The organism is Mesorhizobium sp. USDA 3734 (genome assembly GCF_056279665.1).
The window spans coordinates 3,734,917-3,753,548 of record NZ_JBWCCW010000001.1; the positions used below are offsets into that span (position 1 = coordinate 3,734,917).

At 63.6% G+C, this 18,632-nt stretch carries 17 protein-coding genes; 10 read left to right on the forward strand and 7 right to left on the reverse strand.

The genetic code is table 11. The features are described from left to right. Positions 1–92 precede the first annotated feature (92 nt). The 4 genes from purF (at position 93) to ACZ89F_RS18405 (ending at position 3,840) form a co-directional block, all read left to right on the forward strand. A complete protein-coding gene (gene purF, locus ACZ89F_RS18390) occupies positions 93–1,562 on the forward strand; it encodes an amidophosphoribosyltransferase (RefSeq protein ID WP_476093329.1) in 1,470 nt (489 codons plus the stop codon). Between the two features lie 323 nt (positions 1,563–1,885). Then, positions 1,886–2,632 carry an SDR family NAD(P)-dependent oxidoreductase gene (locus tag ACZ89F_RS18395; protein WP_476093330.1) on the forward strand — a complete coding sequence of 249 codons (747 nt, stop codon included), beginning with the start codon at positions 1,886–1,888 and terminating at the stop codon, positions 2,630–2,632. A gap of 76 nt (positions 2,633–2,708) precedes the next feature. Then, positions 2,709–3,347 carry a hypothetical protein gene (locus ACZ89F_RS18400; RefSeq protein WP_476093331.1) on the forward strand — a complete coding sequence of 213 codons (639 nt, stop codon included), beginning with the start codon at positions 2,709–2,711 and terminating at the stop codon, positions 3,345–3,347. Positions 3,348–3,618: 271 nt separating this feature from the next. Then, on the forward strand, positions 3,619–3,840 hold the full coding sequence (locus ACZ89F_RS18405; RefSeq protein WP_013532531.1) for a hypothetical protein: 222 nt from the start codon (positions 3,619–3,621) through the stop codon (positions 3,838–3,840). 162 nt (positions 3,841–4,002) lie between these two features. Here the strand turns inward: ACZ89F_RS18405 and ACZ89F_RS18410 are convergent, their stop codons facing one another. Beyond that, positions 4,003–4,509, reverse strand: a complete 507-nt coding sequence (locus ACZ89F_RS18410; RefSeq protein ID WP_476093332.1) for an OsmC family protein — start codon at positions 4,507–4,509, stop codon at positions 4,003–4,005. A gap of 265 nt (positions 4,510–4,774) precedes the next feature. Between ACZ89F_RS18410 and ACZ89F_RS18415 the strand changes: the two genes are divergently transcribed. The 3 genes from ACZ89F_RS18415 (at position 4,775) to ACZ89F_RS18425 (ending at position 8,326) form a co-directional block, all read left to right on the forward strand. Further along, entirely contained in the window at positions 4,775–6,292 is a 1,518-nt protein-coding gene (locus ACZ89F_RS18415) for a S10 family peptidase (protein WP_476093333.1), read from the forward strand. Between the two features lie 177 nt (positions 6,293–6,469). Next, entirely contained in the window at positions 6,470–7,357 is an 888-nt protein-coding gene (locus tag ACZ89F_RS18420) for a DMT family transporter (RefSeq protein WP_476093335.1), read from the forward strand. A gap of 60 nt (positions 7,358–7,417) precedes the next feature. Further along, on the forward strand, positions 7,418–8,326 hold the full coding sequence (locus tag ACZ89F_RS18425) for a DMT family transporter (RefSeq protein ID WP_476093337.1): 909 nt from the start codon (positions 7,418–7,420) through the stop codon (positions 8,324–8,326). A gap of 168 nt (positions 8,327–8,494) precedes the next feature. Here ACZ89F_RS18425 and ACZ89F_RS18430 read toward each other — a convergent pair whose 3' ends face one another. Further along, positions 8,495–9,352 (reverse strand): LysR substrate-binding domain-containing protein, encoded by an 858-nt coding sequence (locus ACZ89F_RS18430; RefSeq protein WP_476093339.1) that lies wholly within the window; start codon positions 9,350–9,352, stop codon positions 8,495–8,497. Positions 9,353–9,465: 113 nt separating this feature from the next. Here ACZ89F_RS18430 and ACZ89F_RS18435 point away from each other — a divergent pair, with 113 nt between their 5' ends. Together ACZ89F_RS18435 and ACZ89F_RS18440 are read left to right on the forward strand one after the other, a co-directional pair. Continuing rightward, the gene (locus tag ACZ89F_RS18435) at positions 9,466–9,873 is read left to right on the forward strand and encodes a tautomerase family protein (protein ID WP_476093341.1); all 408 of its coding nucleotides are present in this window, start codon (positions 9,466–9,468) and stop codon (positions 9,871–9,873) included. Between the two features lie 142 nt (positions 9,874–10,015). Further along, positions 10,016–12,238 carry an AMP-binding protein gene (locus ACZ89F_RS18440; protein WP_476093343.1) on the forward strand — a complete coding sequence of 741 codons (2,223 nt, stop codon included), beginning with the start codon at positions 10,016–10,018 and terminating at the stop codon, positions 12,236–12,238. Between the two features lie 175 nt (positions 12,239–12,413). Here ACZ89F_RS18440 and ACZ89F_RS18445 read toward each other — a convergent pair whose 3' ends face one another. Both ACZ89F_RS18445 and ACZ89F_RS18450 read right to left on the reverse strand, forming a co-directional pair. Beyond that, a complete protein-coding gene (locus ACZ89F_RS18445; RefSeq protein ID WP_056580375.1) occupies positions 12,414–13,232 on the reverse strand; it encodes a CDP-alcohol phosphatidyltransferase family protein in 819 nt (272 codons plus the stop codon). Position 13,233: 1 nt separating this feature from the next. Next, the gene (locus tag ACZ89F_RS18450; protein WP_476093345.1) at positions 13,234–13,932 is read right to left on the reverse strand and encodes a phosphatidylserine decarboxylase; all 699 of its coding nucleotides are present in this window, start codon (positions 13,930–13,932) and stop codon (positions 13,234–13,236) included. 542 nt (positions 13,933–14,474) lie between these two features. Here ACZ89F_RS18450 and ACZ89F_RS18455 point away from each other — a divergent pair. Beyond that, positions 14,475–14,864: a hypothetical protein gene (locus tag ACZ89F_RS18455; protein WP_476093347.1), complete on the forward strand. Its 390-nt coding sequence runs from the start codon at positions 14,475–14,477 to the stop codon at positions 14,862–14,864. On the opposite strand, the gene ACZ89F_RS18460 is transcribed toward ACZ89F_RS18455, so the two are convergent. The 3 genes from ACZ89F_RS18460 to ACZ89F_RS18470 all read right to left on the reverse strand — a co-directional run bounded on the left by ACZ89F_RS18460 (position 14,861) and on the right by ACZ89F_RS18470 (position 18,616). Further along, on the reverse strand, positions 14,861–16,117 hold the full coding sequence (locus ACZ89F_RS18460; RefSeq protein ID WP_476093348.1) for a DMP19 family protein: 1,257 nt from the start codon (positions 16,115–16,117) through the stop codon (positions 14,861–14,863). The genes ACZ89F_RS18455 and ACZ89F_RS18460 overlap by 4 nt on opposite strands. 147 nt (positions 16,118–16,264) lie before the next feature. Continuing rightward, positions 16,265–16,612 (reverse strand): antibiotic biosynthesis monooxygenase family protein, encoded by a 348-nt coding sequence (locus ACZ89F_RS18465; RefSeq protein ID WP_476093350.1) that lies wholly within the window; start codon positions 16,610–16,612, stop codon positions 16,265–16,267. A 123-nt stretch (positions 16,613–16,735) separates the two neighbouring features. Next, positions 16,736–18,616 carry an ABCB family ABC transporter ATP-binding protein/permease gene (locus ACZ89F_RS18470; protein ID WP_476093351.1) on the reverse strand — a complete coding sequence of 627 codons (1,881 nt, stop codon included), beginning with the start codon at positions 18,614–18,616 and terminating at the stop codon, positions 16,736–16,738. Positions 18,617–18,632 lie beyond the last annotated feature (16 nt).

Below are 18,632 nucleotides of genomic sequence, written 5' to 3' on the forward strand. Positions count from 1 at the left end.
CGTCAGGACCTAACGATGGTGTGAACGGCTGCACGGCGCGCGTTGCTTTCGACGCGAACCCGCACTATATGGCGATTTTAGCGGAGCTTAAGATGGCAGACGCAGACGACGTGCTTTCCGCCGAGGCCGACGACCATTTCCACGACGAATGCGGTGTGTTCGGCATTTTCGGCCGACAGGATGCAGCGGCCATCGTCACATTGGGCCTGCATGCGCTGCAGCATCGCGGCCAGGAAGCGGCCGGCATCGTTTCCTATGATGGCAGCCAGTTCCATGTCGAACGCCATGTCGGCCTGATCGGCGACACCTTCACCAAGCAGCGCGTCATCGACAGCCTGCAAGGCAACCGCGCCATCGGCCATACACGCTACGCCACGACCGGCGGCGCCGGCATGCGCAACATCCAGCCCTTTTTCGCCGAATTGGCCGATGGCGGTTTCGCCGTCGCCCACAACGGCAATCTGACCAATGCCATGACCGTGCAGCGCGCGCTGCAGAAGCAAGGCGCGATCTTCTCCTCGACCTCCGATACCGAGACGCTTTTGCACCTTGTCGCCACCAGCAAGGAGCGCGACCTCAACTCGCGTTTCATCGATGCGGTGCGGCAGGTCGAGGGCGCCTTCTCGCTGGTCGCGATGACGGCCAAGAAGATGATCGGCTGCCGCGACCCGCTCGGCATCCGGCCACTGGTGCTCGGCGATCTCGACGGCGCCTGGATCCTGGCCTCCGAAACCTGCGCGCTCGACATCATCGGCGCGCGTTTCGTGCGCGACCTGAAACCCGGCGAGATGGTCGTCGTCACGTCCAAGGGCATTGAGAGCCTGTTCCCCTTCGAGCCGCAGAAAAACCGCTTCTGCATCTTCGAATATGTCTATTTCGCGCGGCCGGATTCCTCGGTCGAGGGCCGCAACGTCTATGAGGTTCGCAAGCGCATCGGCGCCGAACTTGCGGTGGAAAGCCCGGTCGAGGCCGACATCGTCGTGCCGGTGCCGGATTCGGGCACGCCGGCGGCGATCGGCTTCAGCCAGGCCGCAGGCATTCCTTTCGAACTCGGCATCATACGCAACCATTATGTCGGCCGCACCTTCATCCAGCCCGGCGATTCGATCCGCCATATGGGCGTCAAACTGAAGCACAATGCCAACCGCCGCATGATCGAAGGCAAGCGCGTGGTGCTGGTCGATGACAGCATCGTGCGCGGCACCACCAGCCAGAAGATCGTGCAGATGGTGCGCGACGCCGGTGCCAGGGAAGTGCATATGCGCATCGCCTCGCCGCCGACACGCGCCTCCTGCTTCTACGGCGTCGACACACCGGAGAAGTCGAAGCTTCTGGCATCGCGCATGTCGGTGGAAGAAATGGCCGAGTTCATCCGCGTCGATTCGCTCGGCTTCCTCTCCATCGACGGGCTCTACCGCGCCGTCGGCGAAGCCAGCCGCGACAACGACCAGCCGCAATTCTGCGACGCCTGCTTCACCGGCCAGTACCCGACCCGCCTGCTCGACTTCGAAGGCCACGACAACGTGCGCACGCTGTCGCTGCTGGCGACGAGCGGGACGTAGGCTCTTGCTGCAACCGTGAATTTGGTGTTTGGCGAAGGCGTGGCGACAGCCGATCTCCCCCCTTGCGGGGGAGATGCCCGGCAGGGCAGAGGGGGGTGCTGTCCCTCCAACCTGTCGATCAATCGCAGCAACGCCATCAGTCTGATTTTGGGTCGAGGCTTGGTTAAATCCAGAGTTGGCGATCCTTCACACCCCCCTCTGTCCTGCCGGACATCTCCCCCGCAAGGGGGGAGATTGCGCTCTCATCCCCGTTTTCGCCAATCACGCAAGCTGACGAGGCAGAGCCAAGTCCGAGTTAGAGCACTAACCTTCGGAGTTGCCCGTTGAACCCTCCCCTCGACCTTACCGGCCGCGTTGCGGTCGTCACCGGCGCCTCGCGCGGTATCGGCTATTTCATCGCCAAGGAATTGGCTGCCGCCGGCGCGCATGTCATCGCGGTCGCGCGCACTGTCGGCGGCCTTGAAGAACTCGACGATCAGATCAAGGCGGCCGGCGGCCAGGCGACGCTGGTGCCGCTCGACCTCGCCGACATGACCGGCATCGACCGGCTGGGCGGCGCCATCCACGAGCGCTGGGGCAAGCTCGACATTCTCGTCGCCAATGCCGGCGTGCTCGGCGTCATCTCGCCGATCGGCCATGTCGAAGCAAAAACCTTCGAGAAGGTGATGACCATCAACGTCACCTCGACGTGGCGGCTGATCCGCTCGGTCGATCCGCTGCTGCGGCTCTCGGACGCCGGGCGGGCGATCATCCTGTCTTCCAACGCAGCGCACTCGGCGCGCGCCTTCTGGGCGCCCTACGCGGCCTCCAAGGCGGCGGTGGAGACGATGATGCGCTCATGGGCGCATGAGACGCAGAGCCTGCCGCTGCGCGTCAACGCGGCCGACCCCGGCGCTACCCGCACCGCCATGCGTGCCCAAGCGGTGCCGGGCGAAGATCTCGAGACGCTGCCGCACCCCTCCGAGATCGCCAAACGCATCGTGCCACTGGCCAGCCCGGAGCTTAAAGAGACCGGGCTGATCTTCCAGGCCAAGCACAATCGTTTCGTCGCCTATCGTCAGCCGGAATAAAACTGACCACGAGACGGATTAAACAGGCCTCCGGCAACGTTTCTTCTGACGTAGCCAGTCGAAACGGAGGATCACCATGCGTAGACTTCTTCTCGTTGCCGCCGCCATCACGGCCGCATTCGCCGCCACCGCGGGCGTAGCCCTCTCGCAAGATGCCACGATGAGTTTCTTCGTCACCAGTGCCGGTTCCGGCAAGGGCGCCGATCTCGGTGGCCTCAAGGGTGCGGACGCGCATTGCGCCTCGCTGGCGGAAGCCGCCGGCGTTACTGGCAAGACCTGGGCCGCCTATCTGTCGACCAGCGACACCGATGCGCGCGACCGTATCGGCAAGGGGCCGTGGATGAACGCCAAGGGCGTCAAGATCGCCGACGACGTCGCCTCCCTGCACAGTGACGCCAACGGCATCACCAAGCAGACGGCACTGAACGAGAAAGGCGAAGTGGTCAACGGCCGTGGCGACAAGCCGAACCGCCACGACGTGCTGACCGGCTCCAAGCCCGATGGCACCAAGATCGCCGACCAGACCTGCGGCGACTGGACGATGAGCGGGGCTGAGGGAGCCGCGATGATGGGCCATCATGACCGCACCGGCCTCGACGAATCGGCTGCGGCCAAATCCTGGAATTCCTCGCACGCCTCGCGCGGTGGCTGCAGCCAGGAGGCGCTGAAGGGCACCGGTGGCGACGGCCTTTTCTATTGTTTTGCCACCAACTAATGCATATCGCCCCAAAAGTGACCCCGGTTTTGGGAAAACGACATGCATAAAAACAAGGACCTAAAACGCGTCGCCTGAATCCGTTCGAACGCGACGCGCTTTAAAGCCGATTGGGCTTCAAAAATTGGGGCTGGAACCCGCCGTCACATCACGCGGCTGTGATGTGACGGCGGAAGGCTGCGTCGCGGTCATGCTTTCGTCATTTCCGCGGAGTTGATAGGATCGCAGCGACTCCCCAACAACAAGCGCCCAACTGGCAGAGGAAATCCCCATGGCTACGACCGCAGCAGCGTTGGTCTGGTATCTGGTAATCGCCGGCCCGCAGGGCGGCATGGTCGTGCTGCCCAGCACCTTCGACAAGCGCGAACAGTGCACCGCCGCCATCACCGAATATCAGAAACAGCCGACACCGGCCGGCTGGTCGGTGCAATGCGTGCCGAGCGCCTCGCCCTTCACCGACGAAGGCGACGCCGAAGAACCGTCAGCACAGTAATGAGCGTAATCTCCCCCCTTGAGGGGGAGATGGCCGGCAGGCCAGAGGGGGTCGCCGCGCGTGGAGTGCTAACCTTCTCTGCCGACGGAAGGAGGTCGCGTCCCGTCGCACCGACCCCCTCTGTCGCCTTCGGCGACATCTCCCCCTCAAGGGGGGAGATCCTCAGCGCCGCGCTGAAACCGTCAACTCCGGCTTGCTGCTGATGGTCTGGAACACAACGCAATAGCGCTCGGTCAGCTTCAGCAGCGAGTCTATCCGCTCCTGCGGCTCACCGGTGTTGAGCTTGAAATTGAGCCGGATGGCGCGAAAGCCGACCGGCGCATCCTTGGCGACACCGAGCGTGCCGCGAAAATCGAGATCGCCTTCGGCCTCCACCGTGGCGGCGCCGAGCTTGAACTCGAGCGCCGTCGCCACCGCCTTCAGCGTCACCCCGGCGCAGGCCACCAAGGCCTCCAGCAACATGTCGCCCGAGCAAAGTTCAAGGCCCGAGCCGCCTGTTGCCGGATGCAGTCCGGCGATGGCGAGCGCCCTGCCCGTCTCCACCTTGCAGGCAACCGACTGGTCGTCGATCGAGCCCTTGGCACGAAGCGTGATCAGGGCCCGCGAAGCATCGTCACGATAGGCCTGCTTCAGCGGCGCCTGCATGGCCTTCAATTCGGTCGCATCCATCCGCTGTCCCTTTCGTCGACTGTTTCCGCCTGGCATACGCCGCCGGTCGAGATTTGCGCCGATCGCCATGGGAAGGCAATGCTGTTCCGCAATACGGGCCAGCCGCCGCCGGGACGCTGCCCGTTTCCCTCTGCCAGGAGTTGTCCGGCAGGACGAAGGGAGACCTGAGCGAACGCGGCAGCGGCAGTTGTTCGAACACAGCCATTTCCTTTGACTTCGATCATCTCGGCCATACCTATGCGGGAGTTGTTCTCGCGGAGCCATCATGCCGGTCAAGCTGAAACTGATCTTCCTTATCCTGCCGATGCTTGCCGCCCTGGCGCAGCCCGTCCTGGCTGAAACGGCGGAGCGCCCGGCACCCTCGGGCGGCGTGCTGTCCCTGCTGCCGCCGCCGCAGACCACAAACCATTCGATCACGCTGGCCGGACGCAAGCTGGATTATCAGGCAAAGGCCGCCACCCTGTCGCTGCTGTCCGGCAAGGGCGACGTTACGGCGGAGATCTTCTATGTCGCTTACACGCTGCAGCCACCGGCAAGCGTGGCCAAAGACCCGCAGCGGCCGATAACCTTCGTGTTCAACGGCGGCCCTGGAGCAGCGTCCGCCTACCTGCATATCGGCGCGCTCGGTCCGCGTATAATCGCAACGGGGGCGGACGGCGAATTCCTACCCTCACCACAAAGGCTCATCGACAATCCCGACAGCTGGCTCGACATGACCGATCTGGTCTTCGTCGATCCGGTCGGAACCGGATATAGCCGCGAGGCACCGGGCCAGGACACGCACGACTTCTGGGGCGTCAACCAGGATGCCAGCTCGATAGGCGCCTTCATCCGGCTCTATCTCGCGCAGAACGGCCGCACCGGATCGCCGCTGTTCCTCGCCGGCGAAAGCTATGGCGGGTTCCGCGCCGCGCTGCTCGCCAGAACCTTGCAGGAAGATATCGGCATCAGCCCGAACGGCATCGTGCTGATCTCGCCGGCGCTGGAGTTCACGCTGGTGCAGCCCGACGAATTCGAGCCGCTGCATTGGGCGCTCGAACTGCCTTCCCTGGCGGCGGTGCGCCTACGCGCCGAAGGCGTCAGCGGCGATGCGTTGCGGGACAAGCTGGCCGAAGTCGAACATTATGCGCTGGGCGATTACCTTACGGCGCTGACCAGCGGACTGGAGCAAGGCAAGCGGCTGGCGAGCCAACGTGTGGCCGACATCACCGGCCTGCCGCTCGACCTCGTGCAGCGGAACTCCGCCCGCATCCCGACCGGCCTGTTCGCAAGGGAGTTCGCCCGTGCCAGCGGCAAAGTGCTCAGCTCATATGACGCCACGATCGGCACGGCCGACATCGCGCCCGAGAGCGCCCGCATCGCCGGCCCGGATCCAGTGCTCGACCGCAGCGTGCCGGCGCTGACGTCGGCGTTCGTCGGCTATATCAGCGACGAACTGAATTTCCGCACCGATGTCAGCTATCGGCTGCTCAATGGCGAAATCAGCCACAATTGGGACTACGGGACCAGCGCGTCACGGCAAGGCTATGCCGGGGTGATGGACGATCTGCAGCGAGCACGCTCGCTGAACCCGTCGCTTGGCGTCGTGATCGTCAATGGCTACACCGACCTGGTCACGCCTTACCTCGCCTCGCGCTACCTGGTGAACCAGATCCCGTCGCTCGCCAATGCCAAGCCCATCCGTCTCGATGTCGTCGAGGGCGGGCACATGATGTATTTCAGATCCGATGGTCGGCGCGCCCTGAAAGAGGCCGCGTCGGCGCTTTACCAGGCGACGCAGTAAGCTTTGCGACAATGCGGCGCGCCATGGAACTCCTGCCCCAACATAAGCACGGGGCTGGCGTAGCGCTGCACCGACTTTCGCCCCTATAGCTTGGTGCTAAGGGAGCTGAATTCCCAGCTCCCTTGTGTCGCTCCTCACAGCATTTCTGCCGTTCCGGCAATTGGTCCCACGCGCCTTATGGCCGATATCGCCATTCTCGAAACACGCGAGCGGGTTCTTGCCGGCATCCTGCTGACAGGTGCGGCCTATCTCCTGTTTTCGACGCAGGATGCTTCGATCAAGCTGCTGGTCGTTGGCATGAGCGTCTGGCAGATCATGTTCTTCCGCAGCATCACCATTCTGGGCGCCTGCGCGGCGATCGGCGGGCGACAGCTGCTTGCCGACACGGCGCGCTCGCCGATCGTGCGGCCGATGCTGGTGCGCAGCGCCTTCACGCTTGCCGCCTGGCTCTGCTACTACAACGCCGCGCGCAGCCTGCAGCTCGCCGAACTGACCACCGTCTATTATGCGGCACCGATCATCGTCACCGTGCTTTCAGTGGTGATGCTCGGCGAAAAGGTGCCGATGCTGCGCTGGTTGGCGGTGCTGATCGGCTTTGCCGGTGTGTTCGTCGCTTGCGATCCGACTCATCTCGGCCTGTCCGTGCCGGTGCTGCTGGTGCTGGCGGCGGCCTTTCTGTGGGGCATCGCCATCGTGCTCTTGCGCAGGACCGCCCTTGCCGAGCGCTCGATGATCCAGCTCCTGCTCAATAATTTCTATTTCCTGCTGTTTTCGGCGGTGCCGGCGCTGTTGTGGTGGCGGACACCGGACTGGACCCAGTTGCTGCTGCTTGCCAGCGTCGGCGCGCTCGGCGGCCTCGCGCAATATCTTCTCTTCGAAGGCATGAAGCGCACGCCGGCCTCGGTCCTGGCGCCGCTGGAATACACCGCGCTGTTGTGGGCATTCGCGCTCGGCTTTGCGATCTGGGGCGACGTGCCGCGCCGCGAAGTCTTTCTGGGTGCTGCCCTGATCGTCGCCGCCGGCCTGTTGATCGTCGGCACCGAGCATTTCCGCAAACGGCTATGATGTGGATCACCATCAATGCTGACACTACGATGTCAGCACGGAACGACGTAGGCTGGCGGCATGACTGAGATTACAGCCGCCATAGACACCGCCGCCGAACGCACGCTCGGCATCATCCTGGTGTCGTCCTCGGCCGCCGTTTTCGGCCTCACCGGCGTTCTGACAAAGTCGATCCATGCCGACCCGTTGACCATCATCTGCTGGCGCGGCTTCGTCGGTTCGATCCTCATCTCGGCCTATGTGCTGTGGCGGCGTCGCCGCTCCGGCAGCCGCGAAACGCTGCGGCTTGGCTGGCGCGGCTGGCTGCTGGCGGTGGAAGGCGCGCTGGCCAGCATCGCTTTCATATCGGCGTTCAAGTTCACCTTCGTCGCCAATGTCGCTGTCATCTACGCCACCGCGCCCTTCGTCACGGCACTGCTGGCCTGGGTTCTGACGCGCGAACCGTTCCGACTGCAGACGATGGTCGCCGCCGCCGTGTCTCTGTGCGGCGTGGCGATCATGGTCTGGTCCGGCTTCGGCACCGGCAATCTGTTCGGCGACGGACTGGCACTGCTGATGACCATCGGCAGCGGCCTCTACATGATCATGGTGCGCGCCTTCCGCGACACGCCCGTGGTGTGGGCCGGTGCGGTTTCGGCCTTCCTGTTGTTCGTGCTCGGCTGGTTCGTCACCGATCCGCTGGCGGTTTCGCCAAGGGATGCGGTTCTGCTCGCCACGTTCGGCGCGTCCTTCGCACTCTCCTCGATCCTGTGGACGGAGGGCGCGCGGCTCATCCCGCCGGCCGAATCCGGGCTGCTTGGCTCGGCGGAAGTGCCGTTCGCGATCCTGTTTGCCTTCCTGTTCCTGGGCGAGATTGCACCGGCCGCCAGCATGATTGGTGGCGTCATTGTGTTATGCGCGGTGTTTGCCCATGCGGGGCGGGATTGGCTGATGGCCCGCTCGCAACGCATGGCGTCAAATATTTCTTAGAAAAGTGACACAGTCACGGAACCATCATCGGGGTCGGGCATTATTGGTGCGACGGGCCATCCCCAAGTCCCCCCAAACCCCTCGGCCCGTCCTACTCCCAAGCCGACCGCAAGGTCGGCTTTTTCTTTGCCACTCGGCGACCGTAAGGTCGGCTTTTTCTTTGGGCATTCAGCCGGCCGACAAGGCAAGGTTGCCGCTGAGCAGGGCTGCCAGATCGGCGGCCGGGCCATCGGCACCGGCACGCAGCCGGATGGCGAACTCAGCCATCGGAACCTGCGGGAGGCCAAGCTCGCGCGGCGCCTCGACAATGCCGGAATGGGCAAAGCGGGCGGTTCGCAGCGTCAGCGCGACACCGGCATTCACCGCCGTGCGCAGGCCGGCCAGACTGGCGCTGCCGGCAGCAATACGGTAGCGGCGGCCGGCGGCATCGAGTGCGGCAAGTGCTGCTTCGCGAAAACCGCAATATGGATCGAGCAGCGCCAGCGGCAGTTCTTCCTGCCGCGAGGCCAGCCCCTTCTGTGAGCACAGCCACATCATCGGCTCGCGCAGCACGCCGACTTCGTCCGGCACTGCCGCCTGGCGCATGACGATCGCCAGATCGAGGCCGCCAGACTGCAGCGCCTGCGCCAGTTCGGCGGAGCGGCCGACGCGTAATTCGATCCTGACGCGCGGGTGACTGACGGCGAAGGCACGCAGCAGGTCCGGCAGGCCGCTGTCGGCGAAATCCTGCGTCGTACCGATGGCGACGCGTCCGGCAGCGCGCGCGCCCTTCAGCGCCAGCCAGGCCTCGCGATGGGCGGCAAGGATGCGCCTGGCATGGCCGACGAGGTCCTCACCCGCCGGCGTCAAGCCGCGCCCCCGCCCTTGAGGCGCCAGCAACGGCTCGCCGACGATTTCCTCCAGCCGCTGCATCTGGGCGGTCACCGCCGAGGGCGAACGGCCGACGCTTGCAGCCGCCTGGGCCAGCGAGCCGCTATCGACAAACGCGAGGAAAGTCCTGAGCAGATCGGGATCGAGCGTTTCCATAATTCGACAATATCGAACCTTCAATTAAAAACAATTCGATTTTTTTGATTCCTGGATGGTGACATGGTGCTTGCAACGGCGATCGGACGCCGCTCGAACCAAGGAGAAGAGACATGCCCATCATCACTGTCAGCGTCACCGGCAAGCCCGACGCGGCTCTTTCCGCTCGCATCGCAAAGGAGGTCACCGAGATCACCGCGACGCAGTTGCGCAAGGATCCGACGATCACCGCCGTTGCCGTGTCCTACATCGATCCGCGGCACTGGTTCGCCGGCGGCAAGTCGCTGGCCGAGCATGGCACCAATACGTTCTGGCTCGATATCAAGGTGGTCGACGGCACCAACACCAAGCTTGAGCTGGAGGCCTATCTGAAGGCGATCTTCGCAGCCTTCGGCCGCCTGCTGGGCGGCGTGCACGAGGAAAGCTACGCCTTCGTGCATGAAGTGCCGGCCGCTGCTTACGGCTATGGCGGCAAGACGCAGGAGTTCCGTTTCATCAGCGGGCGGTTGAAGGCGGCGTGAGCAGGGCCGCCTCCCTTCCCCCACAAGAGGGAAGGCAAGAGGCGTGCTCATCCGCATTGACCTTGCTTCCACATCGTCTAGGCTCTGCCCTCGAAGCGGCCGCAAAGAGCCGAGTTGATAAAATCGTTGGGAGAGACGCGGCATGGTCCTGACACTGGCGCTGCTTGCGGGTCTTGTTCTGGCCTGGCTGCTGATCGGCGTGGTGGAAAAATTCCGCCTTGGCCTGCGCTTCACCCAGGCGCTGCTCTATGTGCCGTTCAAGCTCGCCTACCGGATCGAAGACAGCCGCATCAAGATCGCCCGCAAGGCGCAGGCCCCGGTCATTTACGTCATCTCGCATCAATCGCGCTTCGAACCGGCGCTGATGCTGTCGCTGCTGCCGGACGACACACTTCACATTCTCGATGAAGTCTCGGCGCGCTCGCCTTGGCTCGAACCGTGGCGCGAGCTTGGCCGCACCATCGCCTTCAATGCAGAACATGTCTTCGTCAGCCGCCGGCTGGTGCGCGTGCTGAAAGGCAAGGGCCGGCTCGCCGTCTATCTGCCGGATGCGGTCGAGCCCGACGTCAAGACGTTTCGGCTGTTTCGTGCTGTCACCCGCATCGCCATGCAGGCCGACGCCCGCATCGTGCCGATCTTCGTCGGCGGAGCGCGCAGCCTGCCGGTGTCGCTGACGCCGGCGGACAAGGCACCACGGCACTGGTTTCCGCGGCTGTCTATCAGTGTGCTGGAGCCGATGACCATCGCCGAGTTGGTGGCGCGCAACCCCGACCAGGCCTCGAACGCCAATGCGCTGTTCGACCGTGTCGCCGAAGCCCGGCTTTTCGGCACCGACCTCGATCGCGGCCTGTTCCTGGCCATGCGCGATGCCGCTGACCGCGTCGGCGCATCGCACCCGATCATCGAGGACGTCATCTCCGGCGCGCTGAGCTACCGCAAGATGTTCATCGGCGCTCGCGTCCTGGGCAGCCGCTTCGAGGCCGTCACGGCGCCGGGCGAAGCGGTCGGTGTGATGCTGCCCAACGCCAATGGCGTCGTGTTGTCGCTCACCGCCCTCCTGTCGGCCGGTCGGTTGGCGGCGCTGATCAACTACACGGCCGGGCCGGCGAGCGTCACAGCGGCGGTGCGCACGGCGGTGATAAGGACCGTGATTTCCTCCCGCGCGTTCGTCGAGAAGGCTGATCTCGCCGATATCGTCGCGGCGGTCGAAAAAGGCGGTGCAGAGCTGCTCTGGCTGGAGGATGTGCGGGAGAGCGTCACCGCGCTGGACAAGCTTGCCGCCGCCTTGCTGTGGCGCTGGCCGCTGCAACGGCAGGATGCGGCCAAGCCGGCGGTGATCCTGTTTACCTCCGGCTCGGAAGGCACGCCGAAGGCAGTCGTGCTGTCGCACAAGAACCTGCTTGCCAACGCCATGCAGGCCGAGGCGCGCATCACCATCTCGCCCGCCGACATCCTGCTCAACGTGCTGCCGGTGTTCCATTCGTTCGGACTGACGGGCGGCACGATCCTGCCGCTGGTCACCGGAGTAAAACTGTTCCTCTACCCCTCGCCGCTGCACTACAAGATCATCCCCGAGGTGGCGCGCAAGGTGAAGCCGACCATCATGTTCGGCACCGACACGTTCCTCGCCAACTATGCGCGCACCGCCAAGGACGGCGATTTTTCCAGCCTGCGCTTCGTCGTCGCCGGCGCCGAGGCGGTGAAGCCGGAAACCCGCCGCGTCTATCGCGAACGCTTCCAGGCCGAGATCATCGAAGGATTCGGGCTCACCGAGGCCGCACCGGTGGTTGCCGTCAACACGGCAATCCATGGCCGCGACGGCACGGTCGGGCGGCTGCTGCCGGCGATGCGCATGAAGCTGGAACCGGTCGAAGGCATCAGCGATGCCGGCCAATTGTGGCTCGACGGCCCGAACCTGATGATGGGCTACATGACATCGGACCGCCCCGGCGAGTTGCAGCCGCTGACCGGCTGGCACGACACCGGCGACATCGTTGCCGTCGACCGCGAGGGCTTCATCACCATTCGCGGCCGCGCCAAGCGCTTCGCCAAGATCGCCGGCGAGATGGTGTCGCTGGGTGCGGTCGAGATGCTGGTGCAGTCGCTGTGGCCGGAAGAACGCCATGCGGCGGTGGCGGTGCCGGACAAGCGGCGCGGCGAGCGCATCGTGCTGGTCACCACCGCCGACGATGCCAATCCGGATGAGTTGCGCAAATTCGGCAAACAGGCGGGTGCCGCCGAACTGATGGTGCCGAACGACATCGTCAAGGTGGAGGAAATCCCGGTGCTGGGATCCGGCAAGACCGATTATGTGTCGACCAGGAAACTGGCGATCGATCGGCTGGGGCTCGGCGTGGCGGCGTGATCTCCCCCCTTGAGGGGGAGATGGCCGCGAAGCGGCCAGAGGGGGTCGCCTCCGCTAGCGCGACGTTTTTAGCGCGACGTTTTGCGGGAGTGAAAGAGGACGTCGGCGCTTCACGCGCGGCGACCCCCTCTGTCGCCTTTGGCGACATCTCCCCCTCAAGGGGGGAGATTGGGCGCTACCCGATATCCGAAGGCGGCACCTTCTCGCCCTCGCGCTTGGCGCGCTTCGAATAGGCGCGCACGCTGAACGGCAGGAAGATCAGGTAGCCGGCGACCGAGGCGGTCAGCGTGTACCAGGGATAGGTCATCAGCAGCAGCACGTAGAGCACGACACCAAGGATGATCGGCAACACCCTGTCGCCCGGGATTCTCAGGCTCTTGCCGGAATAGACCGGCAGCCGGCTGACCAGCAGGAAGGCGACCAGGATGGTGAACCCGGTGGCGACGAAGGCCGCTGGACGACTGGGCTCCAGCCCGGTGCGCAGGAAATAGAGATAGAGCGGCAGCATCACCAGCACGGCGCCCGCCGGCGCCGGCACGCCGACGAAATATTCGGACTGCCACAGGGGGCGATCTCCCTTCTCGTCGTCGAGCACGTTGAAACGGGCGAGGCGCAGCCCACAGGCGATGGCAAACAGGAGTGCGGCGATCCAACCCGGCGAGCCGGCGCGGTCGAGCAGGAAGGCATAGAGCACCAGAGCAGGCGCCACGCCGAAATTGACGATGTCGGCCAGCGAATCCATCTGCGCGCCGAATTTGGAGGTCGCCTTCAGCATCCGCGCCAAGCGGCCGTCAATGCCGTCGAGGAAGGCAGCAAGCAGCACCATCACCACCGCCGGCTCGAAGCGGCCTTCGAAGCCGAAGCGAATGCCGGACAAGCCAGCGCAGATAGCAAGCACGGTGACGAGATTGGGCAGCACCATGCGCATCGGGATCTCGCGGATGCGCGGACCGCCGCTGGCATGGGCCTCGAACTTTTTGTATTGCGTGCCCACGTCAGGAAATCCGCACGAGGGGGGTGCCGGCGACACCGCCGAATTCAGCCAACACGGTTTCGCCGCCGACGGCGGTCTGGCCAACGGCGACACGCGGCGTGGCGGTCAGCGGCAGGAAGACATCGACGCGCGAGCCGAAGCGGATCAGGCCGAAACGCTCGCCGATGGCGATCGAGCCGCCGGCCTCGGCCCAGCAGACGATGCGCCGCGCCACCAGGCCGGCGATCTGGACCGCCGCGACCGTGCCGTTGGGGCTCTCGATGACCAGGCCGTTGCGCTCGTTCTCGGTGCTTGCCTTGTCGAGTTCGGCATTGAGGAATTTGCCGGGCCGATGCTCGATCCTGGCGATGCGGCCACGGACCGGAGCGCGGTTCACGTGGCAGGAGAAGACGTTCATGAACACCGAGATGCGGGTCATTTCGACATTGCCGAGGCCAAGTTCGCGCGGCGGCACGGCCGGCCCGACCGCCGAAATAATGCCGTCGGCGGGACTGACCACGAGGCGGTCGTCCACCGGCGTGACGCGCTCGGGATCACGGAAGAAATAGACGCACCAAGCCGTCAGGATAAGGCCGATCCAGAACAGGATCGACGAGAAATAGCCGAGGAAAAGCGTTGCCGCGCCAAAGGCCGCGATAAAGGGATAGCCTTCGCGATGGATCGGTACGAACGCGTTCTTGACCGTATCGACAAGGCTCATCGGGTAAAAACGGGCTCCGTTTCAATTGCGGCCTCAATAGCCGAAAGCCCCCCTCGCCGCAACGCAACAATCGGCAAGGCCAATTGGCCACAACTGGCGGGAGCGGTGATGCGCTTGCCTGTCGGCGTCGTTGTCGGCAGAATTCGGGACACCGCCGGTTTCAACGGGCGGAGAAAAGGTCGGCCGCCCATGATGCGGTACCCGAGCAAGGCGCCGCGCATGCCAGGCTATGGGCTGCCATGAGTGCGGTTCTGGTCAGCCTGCTTGCATTGAGCGGCAGCGTATCGCGCAAGCCAAGCCGTCCTTTGACTGCGCCAAGGCCTCCAGCGTGGCGGAGAAGGCCATCTGCGCCGATCCTGCCCTGGCGCAAGCCGATGCCGATGTGGCTAAGACTTATGGGGCATTGCTGAAGAGGCTCGATCCCCGTGCAGGCAAGGCGACCAGAGCGATTTCATCCGATACCGCGACCAGATTGCCGGCTTCAACCAGAACACGCCAAGGACCAGCAGACTTTCGACCTCGGCGAGTTTCTGCGCGACCGCGTGATCTTCCTGGCGAGCATCCGCAAGCCGGCGAGCATCGGCTTCATCGGCACATGGAGCAGCAGCCGTGGTTCGGTCGAGATCAAAGCCGCGGGCGCCGGCAAGCTCGAGATCTCGGAAGAGGTCGCCAACCCCGTCTCGGGCAGCGGCTCATGCGAGCTCGGCGGCACGGTCAAGGACGGCAAGAACTTACGGCTGGTCGATACCGACGACAACGACGAGCCGACCGGGTTTGTCTTCACCTTTCGCCGTGACGGTGACTCGCTCGTCGTCGAACACTGGCAAGGACGATATGTCGGAGCCACCATCTTGCGGCGCCAACGGGCACGCCGACGGGATTTTCTTCCTGACCGGGAGGCGGGCGGACATGTAAACGCGAACCCGACCTAACCGGCAGCAGCGGAGCGATCAAAGTGCGCGTCGAGTTCAGCAATCGTAGTCTCGGCGAGCTTTTCGTAATCCTCACCACGTAAGAGCGCACTGCCATCCGGCGAAGACAGGGAGAGGAAGGTTCGGTCAGACGCCTGCACCACCCAATTCACCATTGGCCCTTCCGCCGTTTGAACCACTGAGTTAGCTGAAACGACGGCACCCAGCGGATCGAAGCCGGCCTTGCGCAGCAGAAGGTCGACAGCGACCGGAGCATGATTTTGTTCAGACAGTTGGATTACCGTCTCAATCTCCGCCTCCTCCGCGCGTCCAAGCCGCGTCCCGACTCTCGGTGCATTGGCACCCAACAAGCTCGCACCTGGGCGTCTGGCTGGAGGATCGTCAGGGGGGATATACTCGTAAACGGTAACGTGTGCTTTTGTTGCGGCGCATAACCGGGGCTCTTCGGCACTGGTACGCAGATGGAAGACCATTTGCTTTTCGCCTTCGACATCCAGGATTCTTGCCATCCCCAGCGCCAGCTTGATCTCTGATGGCGATGCCTTAGCGCAGGCGAGGCCGGCACCGACGTCACGCTGGCTCAACATCTGGCTCACCAGTTTGCTGACCGACTCATGAAGAAGCCTACTTTCACGCTGGGGGTTGGCCATAACGAGTCGGTCGATCGTATCGTCGTAGTTGTCATCATTGACAATCTGCAGATCGGCCCAAGACGTGATCCAGCGCGCGAGCAAATCCTCCATCGGCGCGGCTTCATCCGCTTCGTAGAATGCGTCATCGAGCGTATCCAGGAAATCGGCGCGGCCACCCTCGAAGCCCGTTTGTTTCGCTGCTTCATCAGGATTCCGGGCAACCCAAGCTGACATCTTTTCCAAGGTCGCCAACTGCCTCGTTGCCCCGCAAGCGCTGAGTCCGGCTCTGGCGTTGGCAATTGTGGTGTCGATTTCCCTGCCCGCATTGTGGATAAACTGACTGTGGCCGCCGTTCTTTACCTCCGAGGAGTACCAGTCCGCATGAAAGACCTGCATCGCCTTGGGGTTAATCTCCGGATGGCGATAGAGCCCTTTGGAAACGATCGTCACCGCGAATTGCATGACAGCTAAGACGAGATCAAAAGGCTTTTCACTAGCCTTCTCGACCTTCGAACGAGGCACCGTGATTAGAGGTACGAGGAGATTGACCCCTTTATCTTCGGAAGCGGGCGGTGTCTTCTCGGACGCCCCTTTGGACTTGCGCGAGAAAAAGCCAAACATCGAAATGTTTCCGTAATTCAAACATCGGTTGTTATTGCCTAGACAATATCAGTTGTCGTTGAGGATAAAAGCCCCATCTCATCTATCGGGATAGAGTGGGGACGCCTGCGCCAGACAGACTCTGGGCGTCGTTGCGCTGAATGAGCGTTACAGTTCCGGAACCCGCTGATAGTTGGCGATGTCGGCCCGAACCCCAAGCCGCGCGATGGTCTCCTGCGGATTGAAGGCGATGCGCTCGTGGGCCGCCTTGACGATCGGCACGACATTGTCGACTGCCGCCTGGCTTTCCCATTCAACGATCGTCACGAGGTTGAATTCGCCCGGCCCCGAGAATTGCTCGAGCAGGAAATCCTGCACGAAGCCCTGTTGCAGGCGCAGCAATTCATGCGTTGTCCGGACCTTTGTGAGTATCTCTTCGCGAGCGGCGGCCGGGACAACGAACTTGTCCACCCTGAACACGCTGCCGCCATTAACGATCTGATTTGTCTCGCTCATTTCGATTCTTCCGTTCTTGGATCAGGTTGTTTCCGGGCTCCAAGAACGGCCTACAATCTCAACTTAAGTTGAGGTCAAGCGGAAATTTTTCTCCTTCTCCCCTTGTGGAGAAGGGAAGACGCGTCAATTCACCTCCGACGTCCGCCGGCGAACGATGACGCCAAGCTCGTCACCTTCGCGGGCGATGCGCAGCCTTTCCTCGGCTTCGGTCGCCTCGCGCTGGCGGTCCCACATCGAGGCATAGAGGCCGTGCTTGCGCATCAGCTCGGCATGGGTGCCGCGCTCGGCAATCTGGCCGTCCTGCAGCACGATGATCTCGTCGGCCGTAATCACCGTCGACAGGCGGTGGGCGATGACGATGGTGGTGCGGCCGCGGCTGACCAGATCGAGCGCGGCCTGGATTTCCTGCTCGGTGTGGCTGTCGAGCGCCGAAGTCGCTTCGTCGAGCATCAGGATCGGCGGCGCTTTCAGGATGGTGCGGGCGATCGCCACGCGCTGCTTCTCGCCGCCCGAAAGCTTCAGCCCGCGCTCGCCGACCATCGATTTGTAGCCATCGGGCAATCGCTCGATGAACGGGCCGATCTGGGCGAGCTCGGCCGCCTTGCGCATATCCTCCTCGCTGGCGCCGATGCGGCCGTAGCGGATATTGTAGGCGATGGTGTCGTTGAACAGCACGGTGTCCTGCGGCACCATGCCGATCGCCCCGCGCAGGCTCTCCTGCGTCACATCCCTGATATCCTGGCCGTCGATCAGCACCTGTCCGCCCTGCACGTCGTAAAAGCGGAACAGAAGCCGCGAGATGGTCGACTTGCCGGCGCCCGATGGCCCGACAATGGCGACGGTCTTGCCGGCCGGCACCTCGAAGCTGATGCCCTTCAGGATCTTGCGGTTCGGGTCATAGGAAAAATGCACGTCGCGGAACTCGACCTTGCCGGCACTGACCGCGAGCGGCCTGGCATCCGGTTTGTCGACGATCTCCTGCGGAACATCCAAAAGGTCGAACATCTGCTCGATGTCGGTCAGCCCCTGGCGGATTTCGCGATAGATGAAGCCGATGAAATTGAGTGGCACCGACAGCTGCATCAGCATGGCGTTGATGAAGACGAAGTCACCGACCGTCTGCGTGCCGGCCTGCACCTCGAGCGCCGACATGCACATCACGATGACGGTGCCGAGGCCGAAGATGATGCCCTGGCCGAAGTTCAGCCAGCCGAGCGAGGTCCAGATCCGCGTCGCGGCAACCTCGTAGCGCGCCATCGAACGATCGAAACGCTCAGCCTCCATGCCCTCATTGTTGAAATACTTGACTGTCTCGTAGTTGAGCAGCGAGTCGATCGCCTTGGTGTTGGCGTCGGTGTCGCTGTCGTTCATGTCGCGGCGAATGGAGATGCGCCAGTCGCTGGCACGGACCGTGAACCAGACATAGACCCATACGGTGACCGCGACGACGACCACATATTTCCAGCCATAGGTGTAGGCGAAGATGCCGGTGGTCAGCGCGAATTCGAGGATGGTCGGCGCCGTGTTGAGCATGATGAAGCGCACGATCGTCTCGATGCCCTTGGTGCCGCGCTCGATGATGCGCGACAGGCCGCCAGTGCGCCGCTCCAGGTGAAAGCGCAGCGACAGCTGGTGCATGTGGACGAAGGTGCGGAAGGCAAGCTGGCGCACCGCGTATTGGCCGACACGGGCAAACAAGGCGTCGCGCAATTGATTGAAGCCAAGCTGCACCAGGCGCACGACATTGTAGGCGACAACCAGCATGACGGGCGCCAGCAGAAAGGTCGGCAGCGGCGGCACCGATTTGGCGTCGCCGGCCAACGCGTCGGTCGCCCATTTGAAGAAATAGGGACCGGCGACCAGCGTCAGCTTGGCGACAACCAGCAGCAGCGTCGCCCACGTGACCCGGGCTCTGAGATCGGCGCGGTCCGCCGGCCACATGTAGGGCCACAGGTTGAGCAAGGTCTTGAAGGTCGAGGAGTCGGAGACGGTTTTTTCGGCCATTTCTTGTGCCTTCTTC

Coding starts and splice junctions, on each gene's coding strand:
- ACZ89F_RS18440 (WP_476093343.1), top strand. CDS start 10,016: ATGGTCCTGACACTGGCGCTGCTTGCGGGTCTTGTTCTGGCCTGGCTG.
- purF (WP_476093329.1), top strand. CDS start 93: ATGGCAGACGCAGACGACGTGCTTTCCGCCGAGGCCGACGACCATTTC.
- ACZ89F_RS18430 (WP_476093339.1), bottom strand. CDS start 9,352: ATGGAAACGCTCGATCCCGATCTGCTCAGGACTTTCCTCGCGTTTGTC.
- ACZ89F_RS18460 (WP_476093348.1), bottom strand. CDS start 16,117: ATGTTTGGCTTTTTCTCGCGCAAGTCCAAAGGGGCGTCCGAGAAGACA.
- ACZ89F_RS18405 (WP_013532531.1), top strand. CDS start 3,619: ATGGCTACGACCGCAGCAGCGTTGGTCTGGTATCTGGTAATCGCCGGC.
- ACZ89F_RS18465 (WP_476093350.1), bottom strand. CDS start 16,612: ATGAGCGAGACAAATCAGATCGTTAATGGCGGCAGCGTGTTCAGGGTG.
- ACZ89F_RS18400 (WP_476093331.1), top strand. CDS start 2,709: ATGCGTAGACTTCTTCTCGTTGCCGCCGCCATCACGGCCGCATTCGCC.
- ACZ89F_RS18410 (WP_476093332.1), bottom strand. CDS start 4,509: ATGGATGCGACCGAATTGAAGGCCATGCAGGCGCCGCTGAAGCAGGCC.
- ACZ89F_RS18450 (WP_476093345.1), bottom strand. CDS start 13,932: ATGAGCCTTGTCGATACGGTCAAGAACGCGTTCGTACCGATCCATCGC.
- ACZ89F_RS18415 (WP_476093333.1), top strand. CDS start 4,775: ATGCCGGTCAAGCTGAAACTGATCTTCCTTATCCTGCCGATGCTTGCC.
- ACZ89F_RS18470 (WP_476093351.1), bottom strand. CDS start 18,616: ATGGCCGAAAAAACCGTCTCCGACTCCTCGACCTTCAAGACCTTGCTC.
- ACZ89F_RS18420 (WP_476093335.1), top strand. CDS start 6,470: ATGGCCGATATCGCCATTCTCGAAACACGCGAGCGGGTTCTTGCCGGC.
- ACZ89F_RS18435 (WP_476093341.1), top strand. CDS start 9,466: ATGCCCATCATCACTGTCAGCGTCACCGGCAAGCCCGACGCGGCTCTT.
- ACZ89F_RS18425 (WP_476093337.1), top strand. CDS start 7,418: ATGACTGAGATTACAGCCGCCATAGACACCGCCGCCGAACGCACGCTC.